23 protein-coding genes are annotated in these 24,717 nt (G+C 62.4%); 9 read left to right on the top strand and 14 right to left on the bottom strand.

Features of this window, described 5'->3' with window-relative positions; genetic code table 11:
* Nucleotides 1–14: 14 nt before the first annotated feature.
* The 11 genes from lpxD to rpsB all read right to left on the bottom strand — a co-directional run bounded on the left by lpxD (nt 15) and on the right by rpsB (nt 11,780).
* The gene (gene lpxD / locus OP494_RS11735; RefSeq protein ID WP_280540975.1) at nt 15–1,064 is read right to left on the bottom strand and encodes a UDP-3-O-(3-hydroxymyristoyl)glucosamine N-acyltransferase; all 1,050 of its coding nucleotides are present in this window, start codon (nt 1,062–1,064) and stop codon (nt 15–17) included.
* A gap of 49 nt (nt 1,065–1,113) precedes the next feature.
* Complete coding sequence (locus OP494_RS11740; protein ID WP_280540977.1) at nt 1,114–1,617, bottom strand: OmpH family outer membrane protein; 504 nt, start codon at nt 1,615–1,617, stop codon at nt 1,114–1,116.
* 84 nt (nt 1,618–1,701) lie between these two features.
* Entirely contained in the window at nt 1,702–4,038 is a 2,337-nt protein-coding gene (gene bamA, locus OP494_RS11745; protein ID WP_280540979.1) for an outer membrane protein assembly factor BamA, read from the bottom strand.
* A gap of 198 nt (nt 4,039–4,236) precedes the next feature.
* Entirely contained in the window at nt 4,237–5,592 is a 1,356-nt protein-coding gene (gene rseP / locus OP494_RS11750) for a sigma E protease regulator RseP (RefSeq protein ID WP_280540981.1), read from the bottom strand.
* Nucleotides 5,593–5,632: 40 nt separating this feature from the next.
* Nucleotides 5,633–6,838, bottom strand: a complete 1,206-nt coding sequence (gene ispC, locus OP494_RS11755) for a 1-deoxy-D-xylulose-5-phosphate reductoisomerase (RefSeq protein WP_280540983.1) — start codon at nt 6,836–6,838, stop codon at nt 5,633–5,635.
* Nucleotides 6,839–6,846: 8 nt separating this feature from the next.
* Nucleotides 6,847–7,647 carry a phosphatidate cytidylyltransferase gene (locus OP494_RS11760; RefSeq protein WP_280541063.1) on the bottom strand — a complete coding sequence of 267 codons (801 nt, stop codon included), beginning with the start codon at nt 7,645–7,647 and terminating at the stop codon, nt 6,847–6,849.
* Nucleotides 7,640–8,398, bottom strand: coding sequence for a polyprenyl diphosphate synthase (gene uppS, locus OP494_RS11765; protein ID WP_280540985.1), 759 nt, complete (start codon nt 8,396–8,398; stop codon nt 7,640–7,642). The genes OP494_RS11760 and uppS overlap by 8 nt, the downstream gene beginning before the upstream one ends.
* A gap of 50 nt (nt 8,399–8,448) precedes the next feature.
* Nucleotides 8,449–9,006: a ribosome recycling factor gene (gene frr, locus OP494_RS11770; protein ID WP_280540987.1), complete on the bottom strand. Its 558-nt coding sequence runs from the start codon at nt 9,004–9,006 to the stop codon at nt 8,449–8,451.
* 4 nt (nt 9,007–9,010) lie between these two features.
* A complete protein-coding gene (gene pyrH / locus OP494_RS11775) occupies nt 9,011–9,772 on the bottom strand; it encodes a UMP kinase (RefSeq protein WP_261505851.1) in 762 nt (253 codons plus the stop codon).
* A gap of 124 nt (nt 9,773–9,896) precedes the next feature.
* A complete protein-coding gene (gene tsf / locus OP494_RS11780; protein ID WP_280540990.1) occupies nt 9,897–10,766 on the bottom strand; it encodes a translation elongation factor Ts in 870 nt (289 codons plus the stop codon).
* A gap of 267 nt (nt 10,767–11,033) precedes the next feature.
* Nucleotides 11,034–11,780: a 30S ribosomal protein S2 gene (rpsB, locus tag OP494_RS11785; RefSeq protein WP_040239550.1), complete on the bottom strand. Its 747-nt coding sequence runs from the start codon at nt 11,778–11,780 to the stop codon at nt 11,034–11,036.
* A 355-nt stretch (nt 11,781–12,135) separates the two neighbouring features.
* Between rpsB and map the strand changes: the two genes are divergently transcribed.
* The 8 genes from map to OP494_RS11825 all read left to right on the top strand — a co-directional run bounded on the left by map (nt 12,136) and on the right by OP494_RS11825 (nt 20,985).
* Nucleotides 12,136–12,927, top strand: a complete 792-nt coding sequence (map, locus tag OP494_RS11790) for a type I methionyl aminopeptidase (RefSeq protein ID WP_280540992.1) — start codon at nt 12,136–12,138, stop codon at nt 12,925–12,927.
* 55 nt (nt 12,928–12,982) lie between these two features.
* On the top strand, nt 12,983–15,658 hold the full coding sequence (locus OP494_RS11795; RefSeq protein WP_280540994.1) for a [protein-PII] uridylyltransferase: 2,676 nt from the start codon (nt 12,983–12,985) through the stop codon (nt 15,656–15,658).
* 116 nt (nt 15,659–15,774) lie between these two features.
* A complete protein-coding gene (gene dapC / locus OP494_RS11800) occupies nt 15,775–16,974 on the top strand; it encodes a succinyldiaminopimelate transaminase (protein ID WP_280540995.1) in 1,200 nt (399 codons plus the stop codon).
* 41 nt (nt 16,975–17,015) lie between these two features.
* A complete protein-coding gene (locus OP494_RS11805; RefSeq protein WP_280540996.1) occupies nt 17,016–17,363 on the top strand; it encodes an ArsC family reductase in 348 nt (115 codons plus the stop codon).
* Nucleotides 17,364–17,422: 59 nt separating this feature from the next.
* The gene (dapD, locus tag OP494_RS11810; protein WP_280540997.1) at nt 17,423–18,448 is read left to right on the top strand and encodes a 2,3,4,5-tetrahydropyridine-2,6-dicarboxylate N-succinyltransferase; all 1,026 of its coding nucleotides are present in this window, start codon (nt 17,423–17,425) and stop codon (nt 18,446–18,448) included.
* Complete coding sequence (dapE, locus tag OP494_RS11815) at nt 18,435–19,592, top strand: succinyl-diaminopimelate desuccinylase (RefSeq protein ID WP_280540998.1); 1,158 nt, start codon at nt 18,435–18,437, stop codon at nt 19,590–19,592. The genes dapD and dapE overlap by 14 nt, the downstream gene beginning before the upstream one ends.
* 8 nt (nt 19,593–19,600) lie before the next feature.
* Nucleotides 19,601–19,990 carry a hypothetical protein gene (locus tag OP494_RS11820; protein WP_280540999.1) on the top strand — a complete coding sequence of 130 codons (390 nt, stop codon included), beginning with the start codon at nt 19,601–19,603 and terminating at the stop codon, nt 19,988–19,990.
* A 59-nt stretch (nt 19,991–20,049) separates the two neighbouring features.
* On the top strand, nt 20,050–20,985 hold the full coding sequence (locus OP494_RS11825; RefSeq protein ID WP_280541001.1) for a cation diffusion facilitator family transporter: 936 nt from the start codon (nt 20,050–20,052) through the stop codon (nt 20,983–20,985).
* A gap of 72 nt (nt 20,986–21,057) precedes the next feature.
* On the opposite strand, the gene OP494_RS11830 is transcribed toward OP494_RS11825, so the two are convergent.
* Entirely contained in the window at nt 21,058–21,525 is a 468-nt protein-coding gene (locus OP494_RS11830) for a cold shock domain-containing protein (protein ID WP_040239538.1), read from the bottom strand.
* Between the two features lie 186 nt (nt 21,526–21,711).
* Between OP494_RS11830 and OP494_RS11835 the strand changes: the two genes are divergently transcribed.
* Complete coding sequence (locus OP494_RS11835; RefSeq protein ID WP_280541003.1) at nt 21,712–21,948, top strand: SlyX family protein; 237 nt, start codon at nt 21,712–21,714, stop codon at nt 21,946–21,948.
* Nucleotides 21,949–21,994: 46 nt separating this feature from the next.
* Here the strand turns inward: OP494_RS11835 and OP494_RS11840 are convergent, their stop codons facing one another.
* Complete coding sequence (locus OP494_RS11840) at nt 21,995–23,545, bottom strand: DHA2 family efflux MFS transporter permease subunit (protein ID WP_280541004.1); 1,551 nt, start codon at nt 23,543–23,545, stop codon at nt 21,995–21,997.
* On the bottom strand, nt 23,546–24,598 hold the full coding sequence (locus tag OP494_RS11845) for an HlyD family secretion protein (protein WP_280541005.1): 1,053 nt from the start codon (nt 24,596–24,598) through the stop codon (nt 23,546–23,548).
* Nucleotides 24,599–24,717: the final 119 nt, after the last annotated feature.

A 24,717-nucleotide genomic window follows, 5' to 3' on the forward strand; every position in this document is an offset into this window, starting at 1 on the left:
CTCGCTAGCAGCCATCAGCCTTGGGCAGCGTCCGAGGCATCCCGCTCCAGACGCGCCAGACGCTTGGCAAGCTCGTCGAGTTGCTTGAAGCGCACCGCGTTCTTGCGCCACAAGCCATTGGGCATGGCGCCCGTTCCCGAGGAATACACCCCGGGCTCGTGGATGGAGTTGGTGACAAGACTCATACCGGTAACCTGAACGCCATCGCAAATCGTCAGGTGCCCCGAGAGACCCACGCCGCCACCCAGCATGCAGTGGCGTCCGACGCGCGTCGAGCCCGCGATACCCACGCAACCCGCCAGGGCGCTATGGTCGCCGACCTGCACGTTGTGCGCGATCTGCACCTGGCTGTCGATCTTGACGTCATCGCCGATCAACGTGTCGCCCAAGGCGCCGCGGTCAATGCTAGAGCAGCTACCGATTTCGACGTCATCGCCCACGATGACGCCACCCAACTGCGCAATCTTGTGCCAGCCTTGTCCATCATGAGCGAAACCGAAGCCATCGGCACCCACCACACAACCGCTGTGCAAGATGGCACGCCGCCCGACGCTCACGCCGTGGTAGACGGTGACATTGGCATGCAGGCGAGAGTCGGCGCCGATTTCGCTGTGAGCGCCGATGATGCTACCGGCACCGATCACGCAGCCATCACCGATGACCGCGCCGGCTTCGATCACGCACTGTGGGCCGACCGAGACGCGGGCCCCAAGGCACGCGCTCTCGGCGACCACCGCACTGGGATGAACGCCTTCCGGCGCCTGCCCCGCCAGCGGATCGAACAGCCTCGAGAGCCCGGCGTAACCGAGATAGGGGTTGTCGAGTTCGAGCCGCGCGCAAGGCACCTCGGCGCCATAGGCGGGATGCACCAACACGGCGGCTGCACGCGTTTCGGGCAAGTATTTGAGATAGGTCTTGTTGGCCAGGAACGTAATGTCGTTCGGGCCCGCATCAAGCAAAGTAGCCAGGCCGGTGACACGGTGATCGCTATCGCCGACCAAGCGGGCCTTGAGACGTTCGGCCAGTTCACCGAGCGTGAAGGCGCAAGGAGTAAGGGTCTTCATGTGCGCTTGGAACCGCTAACCATGGGGCGCTGTCGGCGCCCCCATGGGCTCAGTTGAGCGAGTTAAAGATGCGGGTGACTTCCTCGGTGACGTCGAGGCCATCCTCTGAATATACCACCGCATCACGATCCACCACGAGGTCCAGGTCATGCCGCTCGACGACCTGTTCGATGGCGCGATCGAGCTTGGGCTTGGCCGACTGCATGAAGGATTGTTCCTTTTTCTGTTGCATTCTTTGAATCTGCTGACGCAACTGCTGGAACTCGGACCCCTTGGCACGCAACTCCTGTTGCGCGTTAGTGCGCTCAGAATCGGACATCACCGCGCCATCCTGCTGAAGCTTCTGTTGCAACTGCTGCAGTTCCTGGCTAAGTGACTCGGCGCGCTGCTTCTTGCTGCCGATCTGATTCTTGAGCTCGTTCATCGAGCGCTGGGCGGCGTCCGAATTCAGCAACGCTTGACGCCAGTCGATAACGCCAACCTCGTTCGCCATCGCCGGCATGGACAGCACACTCATCACCCCAAGACATAGGGCACCCGTCAATTTGCGCATCACACCCTCTCCTTGATTCGTTATGGTCACTCGATGCGGCGGTCACGCCGCCGCACCTGGCGCATGACGCTGCGTCAACCTGCTTTAGAAGGTCTGACCCAGCGAGAACTGAAAGACCTGAGTATCGTCGCCGTCTTCGTCGCTGAGCGGCTTAGCGACACTAAAGGTCAACGGCCCGACAGGGGTCAACCAGGAAAGTCCCAGCCCGACGCTATAGCGCAAGTCCCCCATATCCACGCCACTGCTGCAGCTAGAACTCGTACCCTCCGGCACATCGTAGCAATCGGTCAGGTAGGTGTTACCAGCATCGAAGAACACGCTGGTCTGCAGCGAGCGGCGATCCTCGACCCAGGGGAATGGATAGATCAACTCGGCCGAGCCTTCGACGAGCACGTTGCCCCCCAGGGTATCGTCATCCCCGTCATTACGCGGCGTGGTATTCGGTCCCAGCGTATTGCTGGAGAAGCCGCGCACCGAACCTAGGCCACCCGCATAGAAGTTCTCGTAGAACGGGTAGGCATCGTCACCGACGGTGTTCGCATAGCCAATGTTGGTGCTGAATTTCAGTGACCACTCGGGACGAAACTCAAACAGCTTCTTGCCTTCGTAGCGCGTCTTGTAGTACTGCGTATCGCTCCCCGGCACTGCGGTCTCCAACGACAGCTTCTGATAGCTGCCGTCGGTGGGCATGATGCCGCGATTGAGGTTGTTACGCGTCCAACTGGCGGTGAGCTTGTAGTTCAGGAAGTCGTCGCCCTCGTCTTCCGTGTACTGGATGATTTCGGCCGGCGTATCGCGATAGGTATCGAGCGACAGGTCCTCGACGCCGACACCGAAGTTGAGGCGCGACAGGTCGTTGATCGGATACCCGAAATTGATGCTGCCCCCGATGGCATCCGAGGAATAGGTCGAGATGTCATCGAAGTCTTCGTAATTGGTCTCGCGATAATAGAGATTATAACCGCGCGAGATGCCGTCCAGCGTCCAGTAGGGATCGGTGTAGCCAAAGTTGAGATTGGTGAAGTAATCACCTTTCTGCGCATTGACGTTGACACGGTTACCGGTACCCAGGAAGTTGCTCTGAGACAGCGACGCCCCGTAGATGACCCCGGCGCTTTGCGAATACCCCAGGCTGGCCGAGACCGAGCCGGACGGCTGCTCCTCGACGTTGTAGGTCACGTCGAGCTGGTCGGGCTCATCGGAGACGGGGCGCGTTTCGACGTCGACCGAGCGGAAGAAGCCCAGACGCTGCAGGCGCTCGCGGGATTGACTGATCTGATCGGTGGAAGCCGGCGCACCTTCCATCTGAACCATCTCGCGACGCAGCACTTCGTCTTGGGTCGTGGTATTACCCTCGAAGTTGATGCGCCGCACATAGGCACGCCGCCCCGGTTCGACCTGAAAGGTGACGTCCACGGTATCGCCGTCGGCATCGACCTCGGGCACGCTATTGATCTCGGCGAAGGCGAACCCTTCGGCACCGAGACGCTTGCGCAAGGCCTCGGCGGACTCGGTCATCGCGCTTTCCGAGTAATACTCGCCGGGTTCGGCGCTCACCAGCTCACGCGCTTCGCTTTCGCCGATCTTGAGATCGCCCGCAAAACGAATTTCGTCGAGCTTGTAGCGCTTGCCTTCATCGACGTTGATGGTGATGAAGATATCGGACTTGTCAGGGCTGATCGACACTTGAGACGAGCTGATGTCGAAGTTGACGTAGCCGCGATCCAGATAGAAGGAGCGTAGCGTCTCGAGATCGCCCGAGAGCTTGTCGCGAGAATATTCATCGTCTGAGAACCAGCCAAAGAACCATCCTGGCTTGTCTTCCAGCGCGAACAAGTCACGCAGGGTTTCGTCGTCGAAGTCTTGATTGCCGACGAAGTTGATCTGGTGAATCTTAGCGACCGCGCCCTCGTTGATGTCGATATCGACTTCGACGCGGTTGTTGTCGAGTTCCTCGACGCTGGTCTCGATATTGGCGCTATAGCGCCCTTGGGATTGATAAAGCCGCTCGAGCTCGCGCTGCACCTCATCGAGCGTCGAGCGCTGCAACACCTGGCCTTCATCGAGCCCGGCTTCTTTCATACCCTTGCGAAGGTCCTCATCGGCCACCTGAGAGTTGCCGTTGAGCTCGATGCTGGCGATGGTGGGGCGCTCAACCACATTGACGATCAATACATCGCCGTCACGCGAAAGCTCAATGTCGTCGAACAGGCCCGTATCGAACAGCTCCTGCGACGCCTCGGCCAATTCGCGGTCATCGACCTGGTCATGCGCACTGACGGGAAAGGCATTGAACACCGATGCCGGCGATACGCGCTGCAGCCCTTCCACGCGAATATCTGAAATCTCGAAGGAGGCCGCCGATGCCGCGGGAGTCGCGGACAGCAGCAGCACCGCCAATCCGATGGTCTTGATCTTCATGCAGTCGATTCGCTTTTCTCGAGTCCGCCCGCTCATGGAACAGGCACCTTATACATTTCCCTGGGTGACTGGCAAGGTCGTACCCCCACCTCGCAGTGACACCCGGGTCGCTCATCCTTGCGGCCGATGACCGCTTACGACATGCCATTGATGGCCCACATTAAAGCCTGCTGGCGGGACGTCTCGCAACGACGCCCCCTACAGACGCATCAAATCGAAATACAATGCCATCAACATCAACGAGCCCACCAAGGCGACACCGATACGCAACCCAAAAGCTTGCACCGCCTCGGGCACCGGACGCCCTCGCACCGCTTCGATCAGGTAATAAACCAAGTGACCGCCATCGAGCACGGGAATCGGCAAGAGATTGAGAACCCCCAGGCTGATCGATAAATAGGCCAGGAAGCTGATGAAGCTTTCCACGCCATTACGCGCGGAATCACCCGCGATGCGTGCAATCGTCACCGGCCCCGACAGATTGGAGGGCGAGATCAGTCCTACCAGCATCTTGCGGATCGAATCAATCGTCAGCAAGCTCATCTCGCCGGTCTTGCTCACCGCCTCACCGACGGCGTCCAGCGGCCCATACCGAATCTCGCGACGGTAACGCTCGGGCCATTCAGTGGTTTGCACCCCAACGCCGATGTAACCCATCGCCGTGCCGTCTTCCTGCTCACGCGTGGCCGGCGTCAACATCAAATCGCGGCGCTCACCGTCACGCTCGACGCGCAGCGCAAGCGTCTTACCGGGGTTGTCACGCACACGCTCGACGAATGCCATCCAATCCTCGACGACAGCACCATCGACGCTGACGATGCGATCACCGCTCTGCAGCCCAGCTTGCTGGGCACGCCCGTCATCCAGTATCTCGCCCAGCACGGCGGGCAATTCGGGACGCCACGGCGTCACCCCCAACGTGGCCAAGGGACGCGGCGGATCCTGACGGACCAGCCAGTCACTGACCGGTACACGATGACGCTCCGGCGAAGCCGTCTCGGACGCACGCGTGGTGATCTCGAGCTCGCCATTGGCGCCAATGGCCGCCACCAACTTGAGATTGACCTCTCCCCAGGAAGGCGTGCGCTCCCCTTCGACGGCCACGATCTCCTGTCCGGACTGCAAGCCGCCTCGGGCGGCCGGCGAGTCTGCGGCAATGTCGCCGATCACCGGCGCCACCGTGGTCGTGCCATAGACGAACAGTGCCCAATAAGCGACGAAGGCGAGCAGAAAGTTGGCGACGGGACCGGCGGAGACGATAGCGATGCGCGCCCAGACACTCTTGCGATTGAATGCCTGCGCTTGCTCCTCCGGCGCCACCGGCCCCTCACGCTCGTCGAGCATCTTGACGTAGCCACCCAACGGTATCGCAGCCACGGCGAACTCCGTGCCATGGCGGTCGACGCGCGACCATAGCGGCTTGCCGAAGCCTACCGAAAAACGCAGCACCTTGACGCCACAACGCCGCGCGACCCAGAAGTGTCCGTACTCGTGGAAGGTGATCAACAATCCCAGCACCACGATGACCGCCAGCAGATTCTCAATCACGCCCATGGGGGTCGCCCTCCTTCCTGCGGCTTGCCAAGCTCGCGCATCATGACGTGAACCGCGTCAATTGCCGCTCGGCCTCGCGCCGCGCCACCTCGTCCGCAGCCAGCACCGCGCTCAATTCATGCGCCGAATGAACCTCGCAAGCCTCGCAGACCGCCGCCACGAGACGAGGAATATCCGCGAACCCTAGCCGTGCGTCGAGAAACGCCTCCACCGCCACTTCATTGGCGGCATTGAGCGTCGCCGGCGCAGTACCGCCCGCCGCCATCGCCTCGCGGGCGAGACGCAGACAAGGGAAGCGTGCTTCATCGGGCGCCTCGAAATCGAGCCGCGCCACCTGAAACAGGTCCAGCGGCGCCACGCCGGCATCGATGCGCTCGGGCCACGCCAGCCCATAGGCGATCGGCGTACGCATATCGGGATTGCCCAACTGCGCGATCACCGAGCCGTCACTATAGGCAGCCATGGAGTGAACGACGCTTTGCGGATGCACCACGACCTGGACCTGGTCCGCACGCGCATCGAACAACCAGCATGCTTCGATCAGCTCGAGTCCCTTGTTCATCAGGGTGGCGCTATCCACCGAAATCTTGCGCCCCATCGACCAGTTGGGATGCGCGCACGCCTGCTCCGGCGTCACCGCTTTCAGTTGCGCCTGGGACCAGTCACGAAAGGGCCCCCCGGAAGCGGTCAGCAATAACTGGGTCACGCCATGCCGCGCCAACCCACCACGGTGCTCGGTGGGTAGACACTGATAAATGGCATTATGTTCAGAATCGATGGGCAACAATACCGCACCATGCTGTTCGACGGCGTCCATGAACAGCGCGCCGGACATCACCAGAGCTTCCTTGTTGGCGAGCAGCACGCGCTTGCCGGCACGCACCGCCGCCAACGTCGGCATCAAGCCGGCCGCGCCCATGATGGCGGCCATTACCACGTCGCTGTCGGCGCTTCCGGCAACCTCCGATAGCGCCGCCTCGCCGGCGCGCACCTGGGTATCGACATCGGCCTCAGCGAGAGCATCGCGCAACCAGGCGGCGTCGCGCTCCTCGCCGAGCACCGCGACCTCGGGGCGATGAACCAGGCATTGATCGCGCAACGTTTCGCGCGAACGGTAGGCGGTCAAGGCATGCAGCCGATAACGTTGGGGATGACGGGCAATGACATCGAGGGTGCTCTTGCCGATGGAGCCGGTGGCTCCAAGCACGGTCACACGTTGTATCCGAGCGCAATCGGCATATTCCATGCGTCACCTCAGCCCAACCATGGGCGCAACAATACGAAAAGCGGAATCGCGGCGGTCAAGCTGTCGATGCGATCGAGCACACCGCCATGTCCGGGCAGCAAGTGGCTCGAATCCTTCAAGCCGCGTTGGCGCTTGAGCATGCTTTCGAACAAATCGCCCAGCACCGATATCAGCACTACCGGCAACGCCAGGACCATCAGCCACAGCGCGTCACTGCCGGCCGCTCCCTGCCACTGCGCGAAGACCAGGGCCAGCACCGCCACCGCCGCCATACCGCCATAGACGCCTTCCCAGGACTTCCCGGGGCTAACGTGTACGGCCAGTTTGCGGCGCCCGAACGCACGCCCCGCGAAGTAGGCGCCGATATCCGCCACCCAGACCAACAACAGCACGAACAGCAGCCACGCCGCGCCGTCGCCGCGCAATTGAACGAAGCCGATCCAGCACGGTAGCAGCACCCACAGGCCCATGCTCAGACGCACCGCGCGACCTTGCCATTGCTCATGTTGCTGGGGATAGCGAACTACCCAATAGAGATTGGCCAGCCACCCCAGCATACCCAGCCACAAAAGCCAGGACTGGTGCACAGCACCACTCAGCCATAGAAGAAGCATCGCCACGCCACAGACGGCGACAAAGGCAAGACGCGGCATCTGGCGCTCGAAACCGGCCAAGTTGGCCCACTCCCAGGCACCGATCAATACGATCGCGCCCGTGAACAAGGCAAAAGGGAGACCGGTAAGCCCAAACAAACCCAGCAGTGCCAATGGCGCCAGGACCAACGCAGTAAGAATACGTTGCCTAAGCACCATGCGCCTCGACTTGTTCAGGGGACATGCCGAAACGGCGCTGACGCTCTTTGTAGGCGTCCAGCGCGGCATCGAATGCCTCGGCACCGAAATCCGGCCACAGCTCGGGGGTGAAATAGAATTCCGCGTAGGCCAGTTGCCACAACAAGAAGTTGGAAACCCGCTGCTCACCGCTGGTGCGGATGCACAGGTCGACGGGTGCTTCATCGGCCAGGCTGATTTCAGCGCCCAGCGCTTCCTCATCGATGGCGTCGGGTGCCAACTCGCCCGCAGAGACCCGCTGTGCCAACCGCCGCGCGGCACGCGTAATGTCCCAGCGGCCACCATAATTGGCCGCGATCACCAGGTGAAGGCCCTGATTGTCGCGGGTCATGGCTTCGGCACGCTCGATGTATTGCTGGATGGACGTGGAAAACTCCTCGCGCTGACCGATCACCGATAGACGAACACCATGGCCATGGAGCTTTTTCACCTCGCGCTTGAGCGCGATCAGAAACAGCTCCATCAGCGCGTCAACCTCGGAGGCAGGGCGTTTCCAGTTCTCACTGGAGAAGGCGAACAAGGTCAGTGTATCGATGCCACGCTCGGCGGCACGGCGGATCACTGCACGCACCGACTCGACACCCGCGCGATGTCCGCGGATGCCGGACAGCCCACGTGCACGCGCCCAGCGATTGTTACCATCCATGATGACCGCCACATGGCGTGGCAGCTCGCCCGTACGGGGTGGAGAAAACGGCTGTGAGGTCATGGGATCCCGTATCATGGAGATCGACGGAAGCGCGTCCCGACGGTCACCTCTCAGACCTGCAAAAGGTCGTGTTCCTTGGTTTCCAGAAGCTTGTCGATTTCGGCGACATACTTGTCGGTCATCTTCTGGATCTCATCGATGGCGTGATGTTCATCGTCCTCGGTGACCTCTTTCTCCTTGAGGAGTGCCTTGAGATCGCCGTTGGCATCACGCCGCACGTTGCGAATCGCGACGCGCGCGTTTTCCGCCTCGCCACGCGCCTGCTTGATATAATTGCGGCGCGTTTCCTCGGTCAGTGGCGGCAAAGGCACGCGAATCACGTTACCCGCGGCGGCGGGATTGAGGCCCAGATCGGACGTCATGATGGCCTTCTCGACCTTGGGCACCATGCTCTTTTCCCACGGCACTACCGCTAGGGTTCGTGCGTCTTCCACATTGACGCTCGCCACCTGGTTGAGCGGCATGTCCGCGCCGTAGTAATTCACGTGCACCGCATCCAACAGGCTGGGATGCGCGCGCCCGGTGCGGATCTTGTGAAAATTGGCGTTCAGCGCCTCGACGCTTTTCTTCATGCGCGCGTCGGCGTCTTTCTTGATATCGTTGATCACTGTTTCAGCCTCTATCTACCAGCGTTCCTTCCTTGCCCCCAACCACGAGGTTGAGCAAGGCCCCCGGCTTGGTCATATCGAACACGCGCACCGGCATGTCATGGTCCCGCACCAAGCAGATAGCGGTCAAATCCATCACGCCGAGCTTCTGATCGAGCACGTCGTCGTAGGAGAGACGTTCGTACTTGGCGGCATCGCTGTGCTTGACCGGATCCTTGTTGTAAACACCGTCCACCTTGGTGGCCTTGAGCACCACATTGGCATCGATCTCGATGCCGCGCAGGCAGGCCGCCGAGTCGGTAGTGAAGAACGGGTTACCGGTTCCCGCGGAGAAAATCACCACGTCGCCCGAGGTCAGGTAGCGGATGGCGGTACGCCGATCGTAATGCTCGACGACGCCGCTCATGGGAATCGCCGACATCACCCGCGAGCGAATATTGGAACGCTCCAGAGCGTCACGCATCGCCAGAGCGTTCATGACAGTCGCCAGCATGCCCATGTGATCGCCGGTGACACGCTCCATGCCCGCAGCGTGTAGCGCCGCCCCACGGAACAGATTGCCACCGCCGACCACGATCCCTACCTGGACCCCGATCCCGACCAATTGGCCGATTTCCAGCGCCATGCGGTCGAGCACCTTGGGATCGATGCCGAACTCGTGCTCGCCCGTCAGGGCTTCGCCGGACAGTTTCAACAGAATGCGCTTGTACTTCGACTTCTCGTTACGCTCCTGGGAAGCGGCGTTACGATCGGTGGGAACAGACATTCGGACTCTCCTCGTCTCAGCGGACTGTATCGGCGTGGGTAGGAACGGCTCGGCCAGGCAACGGCCGGATACGCGAAGGCGTGCGCAACCGCGCACGCCAACGACAGCACAGGCACACGGCAGCTTAGCTGCGACGCGCCTGATCCTTGACTTCCTGAGCGAAGTCGACTTCTTCCTTCTCGATGCCCTCACCCACTTCGAAGCGAGTGAAGCTGACCACTTCGCCACCCGCAGCCTTCACGTATTCGGCCACGGTCTGATTGGGGTCCTTGACGAAAGGCTGCTGAGTCAGGCTATTTTCGGCCAGGTACTTCTTCAAGCGTCCCTGCACCATCTTCTCGGCGATCTCCGCCGGCTTGCCGGCCATGTCCGGCTGCGCCAGGATGATCGCCTTTTCGCTGTCCAGCTCCGCCTGGGGCATATCTTCCGGGTGCGCGGCGCTCGGATTGATGGCCGCCACGTGCATGGCAATGTCCTTGGCCACGTCGGCATCGCCGGCACTGAGAACGGTCAGCACGCCGATGCGGCTACCGTGTACATAAGCACCCACGACACCGCCTGCCGGCGCATCGATGACCACCGCGCGACGCACGCTGATGTTTTCGCCGATCTTCTGCACCAACTGTTGACGCGCGTCTTCCAGCCCGCCTTCCATCAGGCTCGCCACGTCCTCGCTCTTGGTCTCGAAAACCTTGGCGATGACCTGGTCGGTGAAGGCGGTGAAGTTATCGTCGCGCGCCACGAAATCGGTCTCGGAGTTGACCTCGAGCATCACCCCGTAAGAACCGTCATCGGCGACACGCGTCACCACGGCCCCTTCGGCTGCCGTGCGGTCGGCTTTCTTGGCCGCTTTCAGACCGGAGTTCTTGCGCAGGTTTTCGATGGCGGTTTCGATGTCACCGTCGGCTTCGGTAAGCGCTTTCTTGCACTCCATCATGCCGAGGCCAGTGCGCTCGCGCAGTTCCTTGACCAGAGATGCGCTGATAGCTGCCATGGTAAATACCTCTGAATGTGGTTCGACGTCTGGTGGAAACGCTGCCTCGTCGCCGGCACGGTTTGAGCGTGACTTGGCGTGACATGCACGCGCGACGCGCGACCAGCATCTCCTTTGAATGAAGAATTCCTTCAGGGTTCACCGCCCTTGCATCCGGACGGTGAAAAGGGGGCTTGTAGCCCCCTTTTTGGTCCGTGCTGCGCCGCTTTCACGGGCCGCCTAGTGTCTCGTCGCTCGTGGGCGAGCGTCAGCACGGACCCGCCACCATTACTCGGCGGCGGCTTCGTTCGCTTCGCTTGCCTCGTCGGTCACTTCGACGAACTCGCTGGCGCTATTGCCCTTGGCCTGCACGCAAGCGTCGGCGACGGCCTGAGTGTAGATCTGAAGCGCACGGATGGAGTCGTCATTGCCCGGGATCACGTAGTCGACACCGTCCGGATTGGAGTTAGTATCGACGACACCGATGACCGGAATGCCCAACTTATTGGCTTCGTTGATCGCGATGCGCTCGTGATCGACATCGATCACGAACAGCGCGTCAGGGAGACCGCCCATGTCCTTGATACCACCAACGCTGCGCTCGAGCTTGTCTTGCTCGCGAGTCGCCATCAGGACTTCTTTCTTGGTCAGCTTCTCGAACGTGCCATCTTCGTGCATGGCTTCAAGCTCGCGCAGACGCTTGATCGACACGCGAATGGTCTTGAAGTTCGTGAGCATGCCGCCCAACCAGCGATGGTTGACGAACGGCTGACCAGCACGACGCGCCTCTTCCTTGACGATCTTGCTGGCGGCGCGCTTGGTGCCGACGAACAGGACCTTGTTGTTGGAGGCCACCATCTTTTCGACCACGGCGAGCGCGTCGTTCAGCGCCGGCAGCGTGTGCTCGAGGTTGATGATGTGGATCTTGTTGCGTGCACCGAAGATGTACTTGCTCATCTTCGGGTTCCAGTAACGGGTCTGGTGACCGAAGTGAGCGCCTGCCTTGAGCAGGTCACGCATATTGACTTGTGCCATGGATGACTCCTGAATCGGGTTAGGCCTCCATACACCCCATGGATCCGACCACGACGGCACGACTGCCGCCCCGGCACCCGGGACCATGTGACGGTGCATGTGTGTTTTCAAGGCGTTATCATTTCACCTACTAGCCTCACCGCGCCAATGTCTCGGTCGAGCCGAACGCGCTAGGCGGCGATTGCAGTAAGGCGCGCGGCTTTATACCATAGATCGATTCCAAGATGAAGCCGCTCCCGGTTGCCGCGCTTGATGGCTGCGCGCATATACTGCGTCTCGCGCCAGCCTGAGCGCCGAGACTATAGGCCAGGAGCGACCCTGACGCCAGACCCGAACCCTCCGAATTCGAGACCGCATGAACATTCCCATCAAAACCGCCGACGAAATCGAAAAAATGCGCGAAGCCGGCCGCCAGGCCGCTTCAGTACTGGAAATGATCACGCCGCATGTCGTGGCCGGCATCAGCACCGGCGAAGTCGACCGCCTGTGCCACGAATACATCGTGGACGAGTTGGGCTCCACTCCCGCGCCACTCAACTATCATGGCTTCCCCAAGGCGACCTGCACCTCGATCAACCATGTCGTCTGCCATGGCATTCCCGATTTCGCCAAGAAGCTCAAGAATGGCGACATCATGAACCTCGACATCACCGTCAAAACCGCCGACGGCTATCACGGCGACTCCAGCATGATGTTCGTGGTCGGCGACAGCATCCAGGGCGGCCGCCTGGCCCGCATTACCCAAGAATGTCTGTACAAGAGCATCGCCCAGGTGCGCCCCGGCGTACACCTCTCCGAGCTGGCGCGCACGATCCAGCAGCACGCCGAAAGCAACGGCTATTCGGTCGTGCGCGACTTCTGCGGCCACGGCATCGGTGCCGGTTTCCACGAAGATCCGCAGTTCCTGCATTATGATGGCTACGAGCCTAGCGCCGACGCCGTACTGGCCGAAGGCATGTGCTTTACCATAGAGCCCATGATCAATGTCGGCGACTATCGCACCAAGGTGTTGCGCGACGGCTGGACGGCGGTGACTAAAGACAAGAGCCTGTCGGCCCAGTGGGAGCACACGCTGCTGGTTACCGCGACCGGCGTCGAGGTACTCACCCTGCGCGGCGACGAGGACCTGAGCTTCCTCGAGGCGTAAGCGCCGTCGCTCAACCGGACACCCGACGTAACGCGCGAACAGGAGTGCCACGCGAATGCTGCTTCATCACTATCGCTTCGTGCCCGACGAGACGCTGTTCGATGCGTCCGCCTTCCGCGAAGCGCTAGCCGCCAGTCGCACACCGATCGCCGTATTCAAGGACGCGCTACGCGAGCTGCAAGCGCGTCTGGATGCACGCTTTCACGCCGGCAGCGACATTCGCGACCTGGTCCATGGCCGCGCCTGGTGCCTGGACCAGCTACTGGCCATCGCCTGGGAGCGCTATGATTGGCCCGACGCTGGCATCGCCCTGCTCGCCGTCGGCGGTTATGGTCGCGGCGAGCTGCACCCGCATTCCGACATCGACTTGTTGCTGCTGCTCGAACAAGACGACGACACCCCCTACCGCGAAGGACTGACCGGCTTCATCACCTTCCTCTGGGATATCGGCCTGGAAATCGGCCATAGCGTGCGCTCACTGGCCGATTGCGAGCGCGAGGCGCGCGCGGATCTCACGGTCATCACCAACCTACTGGAATCACGCACCCTCGCCGGCCCCGAGCACCTGCGCGAAACGATGCGCGGGCGCCTCTCCAACGAGGCGATGTGGCCAAGCGACGCCTTCTTCGAGGCCAAGTGGCAGGAGCAGATCGCCCGTCACTACCGCTACAACAACTCCGAGTACCACCTCGAGCCCAACATCAAGAGCTCGCCGGGCGGACTACGCGACATCCAGATGATCGGCTGGGTGGCCAAGCGTCATTTCGGCGAGTTGCGCTACGAGGACGTCGTCGCCCAGGGCTTCATGAACGACGCCGAGTTACGCATCCTCAGCCAGGGCCAATCCTTCTTGTGGCAGGTGCGCTATGCGCTGCACATGCTCAACGGCCGTGCCGAGGACCGCCTATTGTTCGACCATCAGAGCGCCATCGCCGAGCTCTTCGGCTATCGCGGCACGCCGGAGCGCCTCGCCGTCGAGCAGTTCATGAAGCGCTACTACCGCCATGTCACCGCGCTGGCGGGGCTCAACGACATGCTGCTTCAGCATTTCGACGAGGTCATCCTGCGCGCCCACGAGACGCCGGACATCACGCCGCTCAATGCGCGCTTCGAGATTCTCGGCGGCTATATCCAGGTGCGCCACGCCAATGTGTTTCGCCACCGCCCTGGCGCCCTGCTCGAACTGTTCCTGTTGATGGCCCAGCACCCCGAGATCGAGGGCGTGCGCGCCGAGACCATCCGTCTGATCCGCGATCATCGCCACCTGATCGACGAGAGCTTTCGCGACGACCTGCGCCATCAGAGCCTATTCATGGAACTGCTGCGTAGCGGCGGCAACATACCGCGCCAACTGCGGCGCATGAATCGCTACGGCATCCTCGGCAAGTACCTGCCCGAGTTCGGGCAGGCCGTGGGCCTGATGCAGCACGACCTGTTTCACCTATACACCGTCGACGCCCACACATTGCGTCTCCTGAAGTTCGTGCAACGCTTCCGCAAACCCGAAGGCCACGAGGATTTCCCCGTCGCCGCGACCCTCATTCATCAGTTACCCAAGCTCGAACTGCTGTGGATCGCCGGGCTCTATCACGACATCGGCAAGGGGCGCGGCGGCGATCATTCCGAGCTCGGCGCCATCGACGCCACCGCCTTCTGCGAGCGTCACGGCCTCTCGGTGCGCGATACGCGCCTCGTGGCCTGGCTGGTCGAACATCACCTGTTGATGTCCAAGACCGCTCAGAAGCGCGATATTTCCGATCCCGACGTCATCCATGAATTCGCGCTGGCGATGCGTGACGAAGTCCACCTCGACTATCTTTACGTCCTCACCGTGGCCGACATCACCGCCACCAACCCCTCGTTGTGGAACGGCTGGCGCGCTGCGCTGTTGCGTCAACTGCATACCGAGACCAAGCGTGCCCTGCGGCGTGGCCTCGATCACGCCATCGACCGCGACGAATGGGCCCGCGAGTCGCGCGAAGAAGCCCGTGGCCTGCTCGGCACGGTGGGCATCGATGCCGCCAGCGCGGACGCCTTGTGGGCGTCGTTCGGCGACGATTATTTCCTGCAGTACGCGCCCAGCGAGATCATCTGGCAGACACAAGGAATCCTCGAGCACCAGCCCTCGGAATTACCGCTGATCCTCGCCAATGCACCCACCGAGGACATGGCCGAGGGCGGCACCAAGGTGTTCATCCATACCCGCTCGGTCAACGACTTGTTCGCTGCTACCGCCGCCGCCATGGAGCAACTGGGGTTGTCGATCCACGATGCACGCATCGCCACCTCCAGCAACGACTGGACGCTCAACACCTTCATCGTGCTCGACGACGAAGGCGAACCGATTCGCGACCCGCAACGCCTCGAGGAAATCCGTCACCATCTGGTGGAAGAGCTCGACGACCCGGCCGACTACCCGCGCATCGTCACTCGCCACACCTCGCGACAGCTCAAGCACTTCAAGGTACCCACCCGGGTAATGATCGAACAAGACGAAGCCAATGCCCGCACCATCGTCGAGCTCATTGCCCCCGACCGCCCCGGCCTGCTGGCCCGCGTGGGACGCATCTTCATGGAGCAGGATATCGCCCTCTCGGCGGCCAAGATCGCCACCCTGGGCGAACGCGTCGAGGACGTCTTCTTCATCACCGACAAGGCCGGCGAGCCGCTCACCGACCCCGAGCGCCAGGCACAGCTACGCGAAAGCCTGTGCGAGACCCTCGACGTCTAAACGAGCCTCATTTGAGGCCCTTGGCCGGCTTGCCTATAATCGGGCCCTCCCGATGGCGCCGCGCGCCTTCATAATAACGCCATGTCCGCGACGCCGGACTCGCTGCTGGATTACCGATGAATCCCGATCTCGACGCCCTCAAGCCCTACCCCTTCGAGAAGCTTGCCGCCCTCAAGGCCGAGGTAACGCCGCCCGCGCTATCGCCCATCGCGCTCTCCATCGGCGAGCCACGCCATGCGCCGCCGACGGCCGTGCTCGAGGCGCTGCGCCGCTTTGAGGGCGAGGTCGCGCGCTACCCAGCCACGGCCGGGCTCCCCGAGCTACGCAACACCATCGCCCGGTGGGCGACACAGCGCTACACGCTGACACCCGGCTCGCTCGACCCCGAGCGCCACGTGCTGCCGGTCACCGGCACCCGCGAGGCGATTTTCGCCTTCGTCCAGACCGCACTGGACCGCACGCGACCCGCCAAGGTGGCGATGCCCAACCCGTTTTATCAGATCTACGAAGGCGCGACCCTGCTGGCCGGCGGCGAGCCGTTGTATCTCGATTGCGCCCCCGAAAACGGCTGCCTGCCCGACCTCGATGCCGTGCCCGCCACCACCTGGCGCGACGTGCAGTTGGTCTTCGTCTGTTCGCCGGGCAATCCTACCGGTGCCGTCACACCGCTGGCCGAGTATCAAAAACTGATCGCCCTGGCCGACGAGCACGACTTCTTGATCGCCTCCGACGAATGCTATTCGGAGCTCTATCTCGACGAGGCCGCACCGCCACCGGGGCTGCTCGAGGCCTGCCGCTCGCTGGGGCGCGACGATTACCGCCGCTGTCTGGTGTTTCATTCGCTGTCCAAGCGCTCCAACCTGCCTGGGCTGCGCTCGGGCTTCGTCGCCGGGGATGCCGGGTTGATCGCACCCTTCAAGCGCTACCGCACCTATCACGGCTGCGCGATGCCGCTGACGACCCAGCACGCCTCGATCGTCGCCTGGGACGACGAAGCGCATGTGCGCGCCAACCGCGATGCCTATCGCGAAAAATTCAGCGCGGTGGGCGAGATTCTGGCACCGGTCATGGATTTCCCCACACCGCACGCCAGCTTTTACCTGTGGCCGGCGGTGCCCGGCGGCGACGATGAAGCCTTCGCTCGCGATCTATTCGCCGAGGAGCACGTCACCGTGCTGCCCGGACGTTACATGTCGCGCGACGGCGCCCACAGCGACCCCGGTGCGGGGCGCGTGCGTCTGGCGCTGGTCGCCGAGCTTGACGCCACCGTGGAAGCCGCATGGCGCATCCGACGTTTCATCGAGCGCCACGCCTGATCCACCGCGCTACATCGCAACCCATTCATGAGGAGGCCGTCATGGTCACGCTCTACGGCATCAAGACCTGCGATACCTGCCGCAAGGCACGCCGCACACTCGACGACCTGGGCATCGCGTATCGTTATCATGACCTGCGCGAGGACGGCCTCGATGCCACACGGCTCGATGCCTTCCTGGCACGCAGCGACTGGAACACGCTACTCAACACGCGCAGCACCACCTGGCGCGGGCTGGACGACGCCGACAAGCGCGACCTCGACGTCGAGCGAGCCCGCGCGCTGCTGCTGGCGCACCCGACGCTGCTCAAGCGCCCCGTTCTGGAAACACCGGATCATTTCCTGGTGGGCTTCAAGGCCGACGCCTATCGCGCCCTGCAGGCAGCCTAGCGCCCACCGGCACTACACATATCACCGACCTTTTTCATCTAACCTTCGAGGACTTTCCCATGCTGAGCTTCGCTCTCGGAATCGGCCACCAGAACACCCAAGGTGAGTGGCTGGACGTCTACTACCCGTCGCCGCTGCTCAACCCCGATGACGCCATGGTCGCAGCGGCGCGCGAGGCGCTGAGCGCGCCGGCGGGCAACGCCGTGGTCAGTTTCCTGCCCGAGCACTGCCAGGCGCTCGCCGAGGCACTGCGCCAGGCCGGCGATACCCAACAAGCCGAATTGGCCGACGCCTTCGCCGCTGGCCAGCGGCCGCTCGTCGCCGTCTTCCTCGACGAGGATCATGCACCGGCCAGCGTGCCTGAGGTCTACCTCAAGCTGCATCTACTCTCGCATCGCCTGGTCAAGCCCCACGGCATCAAGCTCGACGGCATGTTCGGCCTGCTCAAGAACATCGCCTGGACCAACAAGGGCCCCATCGATGTCGACGAACTTGGTGCACGCCGCCTCAAGGCGCGCCTCGAAGGCCGCCCGCTCACTGTCGACTGCGTCGACAAGTTCCCCAAGATGGCCGACTACGTAGTGCCCAAGGGCGTGCGCATCGGCGACACTGCCCGCGTGCGCCTGGGCGCTTACCTCGGCGAGGGCACCACGGTCATGCATGAAGGCTTCTGCAACTTCAATGCCGGCACCGAAGGCCCGGGCATGGTCGAAGGACGTATTTCCGCCGGCGTGGTGATCGGCAAGGGCTCGGATCTCGGCGGCGGCTGCTCGACCATGGGTACCCTCTCGGGCGGCGGCAACATCATCATCTCCATCGGCGAAGGCTGCCTGATCGGCGCTAACGCCGGCATCGGCATCCCGCTGGGCGACCGCTGCACGGTGGAAGCCGGTCTTTACATCACTGCCGGCGCCAAGATCGCCGTGCTCGACGATCAGGGCGAACTGGTGCGTACCGTCAGCGGCCGCGACCTGGCCAACCAGAGCGACTTGCTGCTGCGTCGCAACTCGCAGAACGGCCGCATTGAGTGCCTGACCAACAAGAGCGCCGTGGCGCTCAACGAGGCACTGCATGCCCACAACTGATCGCACCACGCCAGCGTCGCCGACCCTGGCGCTGGCCTTCGAGTTGCTGCGTCGTCGTTCGGTGACCCCGGACGACGCCGGCTGTCAGGCGCTGATGATCGCGCGCCTGGAGCAGCTGGGATTTCATGTCGAGCGCTTGCGCATCGGCGAGGTGGACAACTTCTGGGCCACCCGCGGCGATAGCGGCCCCATGCTGGTGTTCGCCGGGCATACCGATGTCGTACCCACCGGGCCCGAAAGCGACTGGGAATATCCGCCCTTCGAGCCGTGCATCGACGCCGCCGGCATGCTTTGCGGACGCGGTGCAGCGGACATGAAAGGCAGCCTCGCGGCGATGATCACCGCCGTGGAAGACTTCCTTGCCGCGCACCCGGCGCATCCCGGCCGACTCGGCTTTCTGATCACCGCCGACGAGGAAGGCCCCGCCGTTCACGGGACCCGGGCCGTGGTCGAACATCTGCGCGAACGTGGCGTCGCCCCGGACTACTGTATCGTCGGCGAACCCTCGTCCAGCGAACGCCTGGGCGACACGCTCAAGAACGGGCGACGCGGTTCGTTGGGTGGCGTGCTGCGCGTCAAGGGCGTCCAGGGCCATGTCGCCTACCCGCATCTGGCGCGCAATCCCGTACACGAGGCGACCCCGGCATTGGCCGCGCTGGCCGCCGAGCATTGGGATACCGGCAATGACTTCTTCCCCGCGACCAGCTTTCAGATATCTAACCTCCAGGCCGGCACCGGGGCGACCAACGTGATTCCCGGTCAACTGGAAGTGGTCTTCAATTTCCGCTTCTCCACGGAGGTCACCGCCGAGGCGTTGAAGGCGCGCACCGCCGAGATTCTGGATGATTTTGAGCTCGACTACACGCTCGACTGGACGCTCAACGGTGAGCCCTTCCTCACCGCCGGGGGCGCCCTGGTCGATGCCACCGTAGCCAGCGTGGAAGACATGTTGGGCTATCGGCCGCAGCTATCGACCGGCGGTGGCACCTCGGATGGCCGATTCGTCGCCACGCTGGGCGCGCAAGTCATCGAACTGGGCCCGACCAACGCCACGATACATAAGGTCGACGAGCGCATACGCGCCGCCGATCTGGAGACGCTGAGCCGTCTCTATACGACCATCATGCAACGCTTGCTTACCTGAGGTCCGCCGTGGAGCGCTATCCCGACATCGAGATCTACCTGGCCGACGCCGACATAGAGGCCATGCAACGCTGGCTCGCCGGGCACTTCGACGAACATCCCACGCTGGTCAAGCGCGGCAAGGCCCAATGGCAGGCACGCGCACGCCACGCCGACAACGAGGTACCCATCCTGCTGGTGACCCATGCCGCCGACGGCTTCGCCAGCCTGTGGTTCGACAGTCCGCATACCCCCTGGCCGCGCGATGTGGACTGCGCACGTGATGCCGCGCGGGCGCTTGGCTGCGAGGTGCGTTGCTCGTTGGGCGGGTGGCAGCCCGGCGACGAGCCGGACCGCTTCTGGCGCGTCCGCGCGGACGGCGAGGAAGGCGCTATCGACTGGCCAGACTCGGGACAGTAAACGACGCTGCACGTTGCCCGCTTCGGGCGCCAGCACCTACCAGACAAGGACGCTCTTTCATGGCGGAATCCAAACCGGTCATCTATGCGGCCATGGGCGGCAACCTGTTGATCGCGATCACCAAGTTCGTGGCGGCCGCGTTCACCGGCAGTTCGGCGATGCTCTCCGAGGGCATTCACTCGGTGGTCGACACCGGCAATCAGGTGCTTTTGCTACTCGGCATGAAACGCGCCAGCCGCCCACCCAGCGAACAGTTCCCCTTCGGCCATGGCAAGGAGGTCTACTTCTGGAGCTTCGTGGTCGCCATCCTGATCTTCGCCGTGGGGGCGGGCGTATCGATCTACGAAGGGATCCAGCACATCCTGCATCCCGAACCGATGACGTCGCCCCTGATCAACTACATCGTGCTGGGGCTGGGTATTCTCTTCGAAGGCGCCTCATGGGCCTTCGCGCTGAATGCATTCCGCAAGACCAAGGGCAAGTGGAGCTACGTACAGGCCGTGCGGCGTGGCAAGGACCCTTCGATGTTCGTGGTGGTATTCGAGGATTCCGCCGCACTGCTTGGCCTGATCGTCGCCCTGGTGGGCATCGCCCTGAGTCAAGCGACCGGCAACCCGGTTTTCGATGGTATCGCCTCGGTGGTCATCGGCTTTGTACTGGGCGGTACGGCGATCTGGCTGGCCGCCGAGACTAAGGGACTTTTGATCGGCGAAAGCGCCAACCGCGACGTGGTCGAGACCATTCGCCAGTTGGCCGGCCAAGCCGATGGTGTGGAAGCGGTCAACGAGGTACTGACCATGCACATGGGGCCGGATTTCATCCTCGTCACCTTGAGCATCCGCTTTCAGCGGGGCTTGCCCGCCGAACGCATCGAGCGTGCCATTGCCGAACTCGACCGCGCGATCAAGGCCGAGGAAAGTATGGTCAAACGCGTGTTCGTCGAGGCCGAGGCGCGTGCCGATGTGGATGACCCACCGCCTAATGACGGTAAGTAGTCACCCACGTGAAACGCCCCGTCCGATGCAACCGGACGGGGCGTTGTCATGCCTGCGTGGCAGGGTCTGCGGTCAGGAAATCACGGTCACATCATCGGCCTGCAGGCCACGTTCGTTTTCGATGACGTGGTAGCGGACCTTCTGACCTTCCGCGAGCGTGCGATGTCCCTTGCCACGGATGGCGCGAAAATGCACGAACACGTCTTCGCCGCTATCGCGGGTGATGAAGCCGTACCCCTTGTTGACGTTGAACCACTTCACTTCACCGATCTCGCGGTCATCGTTTTCCAACTCGGCGAGATGCGCCAGCTGCCGCGACTGCGGGGCCAGGGCTTGCGTGCTCAGCGTTCCCAGCAACAGCAGCACGAACACGGCCAAGGCCGTGGCACTATAGGCGATGGCGATGCCGTCGGCCTCCAGCAGCAGGGAAAACTCCAGTACGCTACCGGTCAGCGTCACGAACAGTGCGATCAACAGTGGAGAAGGAATGGCCAACAGGACACTGATGAGACTACAACGTAGGAATATCTTACGATTCATGGACCTCGATATCTCTTGTTGTCCGATGGAAATGCTCCTTGGCGCCTGAGCGCGTCCAGAGCCGACATGAGTTGCGCATTGACTACGTACGCAACGTGATGAACACAACGTTTGAACACAATGCTCTTGAACGCATTGTATAAGGTGCCAGAAATGAACGGTGACACACCGTCGAAAGATTCTAGCATGACCGAGGACACCACGCGCGAACGCCTCGACGCACTGGAGTCCCGGCTCGCCTACCAGGAAGACTGGCTGGACACGCTCGACCATGCCCTGGCCGCGCAGGACCGCCGCGTGGCCCAGCTCGAACGCACCAATGACATGCTGCGCGAACGCCTGCGGAACCTGCGTCAAAGCGTCGACCATATGAGCGATGACGATGCCCCGACGCCTAGCGACGAGATTCCTCCCCATTACTAACGACTGCTTTGCTGAACGATTGCTGACTCGGCCGTTGGCACGTGAATCACGCGTGCTGGGGCTTTTTCAGTAGCAGAATCAACGGCGCCACTAACAGGTACAGCGCCCCCAGCCACAGGAAGATATCGTTGTAGGCCATGACCATGCTCTGCTCGAGCAGGGTCCGCGCCATCATCTCGACCGAGGCTGCCTGTGGGTCGCCGGTCGATGCCAGCAGTTGCTGATACTGCGCCTGGGTCGCGTTGACCACCTCGCGGCCTTGATCGATGGCAGGAATCAGCTGATTCCAGTGATAGTCCTCCCGCCAGTCGCGAATCGTGTCCAGCAACGCCAGGCCCACCGCCCCGCCGAGATTGCGCATCACGTTGAACAGGCCACTGGCGTTGCCGACCTCGCTGGGCGGCAAGGTGCCGAAGGCGATGCGCGAGGTCGGAATCAAGCACATCACCAGTCCCACGCCGCGCACTACCTGCGGCCAGAAAAACGTGTCGAAACCCGATTCGGCGGTCAGGTTGGCATTCATCACCGTGCCGATACCGGTCAACAGCATGCCCAACAGCAGCAAGACCCGCAGATCGACCTTGTCCGAGGCACGCCCCACCAGTGGCGCGGTCAAAAACATCGCCACCCCGGTCACGATCATGACCTCGCCGATCTGTAAGGCCGAATAGCCACGCACGTTGCCCAGAAACAGCGGCAACAAATACACCAGGCCATACAAGCCGATCCCCACCACGAACCCTAGCCACGCCCCCACGGCGAAGTTGAGATTGACGAAGGCACGCAAGTCGACGATGGGGTGACGGTGGCGTAGCGCGCGCCAGAAGAATCCCACCGAGGTGAGCGCGCAGACGATGGCGGCGATGAGGATCGTACGGCTGGCGAACCAGTCATCGCCAGGGCCTTCCTCGAGCGAAAACTCCAGCGTGCCTAGAAACAGTGCCAAAAGCGCCAGGCCGATGAGATCGAGATGGCGCAGCGCACGATGATCGGGACGATCGATGTCCAGAAGCCGCCACACCGCTAGCGACACCAGGACACCGGGCACGAGATTGGCGAGAAACAGCCAATGCCAGCTCGCGAACTCGGTGATGTAGCCGCCCACGGTCGGCCCGATCGACGGGGCCAAGGTCGCCACCAAGCCCATCACACCCTGCACCGTGCCCATCATGCGTCGCGGAAAGACACTGAAGCTAATGGCATAGGCGATGGGAATCATCGCCCCGCCCATGAAACCCTGGATGGCCCGCAGCACGATCAGCGATTCGATGGAGTTGGCCATGGCGCAGCCGAGGCTCGCCAGCGTGAAGCCCAGGCACGAGCTCACGAGCGCGACGCGGGTGGACAGAATCCGCGTCAGCATGCCCGACAGCGGAATCATGATGATCTCGGCAATCAGATAAGAGGTCTGAACCCAGGATATCTCGTCGGCGCTGGCCGAGACTCCGGCCTGAATCTCATTGAGGGAACTGGCGACGATCTGGATATCCAGAATCGCCATGAACATACCGAACACCGCCGCCACGAAGGCCAGTTGGGTGCGCCGTGAAGGGGCTTCCTGCGGGCCCGACGAGTCGGTTGCGGTCGCCTCGGCCATTTAATCGTCGTCCTCGGGGTCGAGGTCGCGTGTATCCACCGAGGGCACCACCGAGAGGCCATCGCGCAAGCGCTCCAAGGCATCATCTGGCCCCGTCACACGAATACGCACCGGCACCCGCTGGACGATCTTATTGAAGTTGCCGGTGGCGTTATCCTGCGGCAACAGACTGAAGCGCGAGCCCGTGGCAGGCGCCAAGCTATCGACGACGCCCTCGAACTCGATATCGGGATAGGCATCGACGTGCAACGACACCGGCTGCCCCGGCCGCATGCGCGCCGTCTGGGTTTCCTTGTAATTGGCAATGACATAGGCCGAGCGAATCGGCACCAATTGCATCAAGGTCAATGACGGCTGGGCGAGCGTTCCGACCTCGACCGTCTTGTTGCCGATCACGCCCTCCACCGGCGCCGTCAAACGCGTCTTGTCGAGTTGATGGCGAGCGTTATCAACATCGGCCTGGGCGGATTCGATGTTGGCCTCGGCACTATCGCTTTTGGCCTCGAGCACATCGAGCTGCTTGCGTGATGACGACAACGTGGCACGCCGCGCCGCGAGCGTCGCTTCCGCCACCTGCACGGCCGCCTGATCGTCCTGGTAGTCTTGTTGAGAAGCGTAGTTCTTTTCGGCCAGACGCTTCGAGCGCTCGAGATGCAAGCGTGCCTGCTTAAGGTCCGCCTGCGCCGAGGTCACCTGAGCCTTGGCCTCTTCGATCGACGCGCGTTGCTGCTCGATCTGGCGATCGGCACTGACGGCATTGGCCTGAGCCACGGCCAATGCCGCCTGGGCCTGGGCAAGTTGAGACTTGGCATCGCTGGGGTCGAGCTTCACCAGAATATCGCCGGCCTCGACGCGCTGGTTGTCGGACACCGCGACCTCGTCGACACGCCCGCTGACCTCGGCCCGCATCGCCACACTGTCGGCATGCACGTAAGCGTTATCGGTCTCTTCGAAGAAACGGCCGGTTTGCCACCAATGTATTCCCCAAGCGAGGGCCGCCAGTACCAATACGGCCAATGCCAGCGCCGTATAAAGTCGCTTCTTGATTTTCATAACTCACGTTCACCGGACGATCTACAGAGGCCGTGTAGGATACACTAATCCGCCCGGTGGACGCTTGGGGACACACCGACGAAACGACGCCTCCGCGCCCGATGGGCGATGTCGCTATA

This window comes from Chromohalobacter sp. 11-W, from assembly GCF_029889905.1.
Lineage (GTDB): Bacteria > Pseudomonadota > Gammaproteobacteria > Pseudomonadales > Halomonadaceae > Chromohalobacter.

Excerpts from the sequence above, each read along its gene's own strand:
- lpxD (WP_280540975.1), bottom strand. The coding sequence starts at position 1,064 with ATGAAGACCCTTACTCCTTGCGCCTTCACGCTCGGTGAACTGGCCGAA.
- OP494_RS11740 (WP_280540977.1), bottom strand. The coding sequence starts at position 1,617 with ATGCGCAAATTGACGGGTGCCCTATGTCTTGGGGTGATGAGTGTGCTG.
- bamA (WP_280540979.1), bottom strand. The coding sequence starts at position 4,038 with ATGAAGATCAAGACCATCGGATTGGCGGTGCTGCTGCTGTCCGCGACT.
- rseP (WP_280540981.1), bottom strand. The coding sequence starts at position 5,592 with ATGGGCGTGATTGAGAATCTGCTGGCGGTCATCGTGGTGCTGGGATTG.
- ispC (WP_280540983.1), bottom strand. The coding sequence starts at position 6,838 with ATGGAATATGCCGATTGCGCTCGGATACAACGTGTGACCGTGCTTGGA.
- uppS (WP_280540985.1), bottom strand. The coding sequence starts at position 8,398 with ATGACCTCACAGCCGTTTTCTCCACCCCGTACGGGCGAGCTGCCACGC.
- pyrH (WP_261505851.1), bottom strand. The coding sequence starts at position 9,772 with ATGTCTGTTCCCACCGATCGTAACGCCGCTTCCCAGGAGCGTAACGAG.
- tsf (WP_280540990.1), bottom strand. The coding sequence starts at position 10,766 with ATGGCAGCTATCAGCGCATCTCTGGTCAAGGAACTGCGCGAGCGCACT.
- rpsB (WP_040239550.1), bottom strand. The coding sequence starts at position 11,780 with ATGGCACAAGTCAATATGCGTGACCTGCTCAAGGCAGGCGCTCACTTC.
- map (WP_280540992.1), top strand. The coding sequence starts at position 12,136 with ATGAACATTCCCATCAAAACCGCCGACGAAATCGAAAAAATGCGCGAA.
- OP494_RS11795 (WP_280540994.1), top strand. The coding sequence starts at position 12,983 with ATGCTGCTTCATCACTATCGCTTCGTGCCCGACGAGACGCTGTTCGAT.
- dapC (WP_280540995.1), top strand. The coding sequence starts at position 15,775 with ATGAATCCCGATCTCGACGCCCTCAAGCCCTACCCCTTCGAGAAGCTT.
- OP494_RS11805 (WP_280540996.1), top strand. The coding sequence starts at position 17,016 with ATGGTCACGCTCTACGGCATCAAGACCTGCGATACCTGCCGCAAGGCA.
- dapD (WP_280540997.1), top strand. The coding sequence starts at position 17,423 with ATGCTGAGCTTCGCTCTCGGAATCGGCCACCAGAACACCCAAGGTGAG.
- dapE (WP_280540998.1), top strand. The coding sequence starts at position 18,435 with ATGCCCACAACTGATCGCACCACGCCAGCGTCGCCGACCCTGGCGCTG.
- OP494_RS11825 (WP_280541001.1), top strand. The coding sequence starts at position 20,050 with ATGGCGGAATCCAAACCGGTCATCTATGCGGCCATGGGCGGCAACCTG.
- OP494_RS11830 (WP_040239538.1), bottom strand. The coding sequence starts at position 21,525 with ATGAATCGTAAGATATTCCTACGTTGTAGTCTCATCAGTGTCCTGTTG.
- OP494_RS11835 (WP_280541003.1), top strand. The coding sequence starts at position 21,712 with ATGACCGAGGACACCACGCGCGAACGCCTCGACGCACTGGAGTCCCGG.
- OP494_RS11840 (WP_280541004.1), bottom strand. The coding sequence starts at position 23,545 with ATGGCCGAGGCGACCGCAACCGACTCGTCGGGCCCGCAGGAAGCCCCT.
- OP494_RS11845 (WP_280541005.1), bottom strand. The coding sequence starts at position 24,598 with ATGAAAATCAAGAAGCGACTTTATACGGCGCTGGCATTGGCCGTATTG.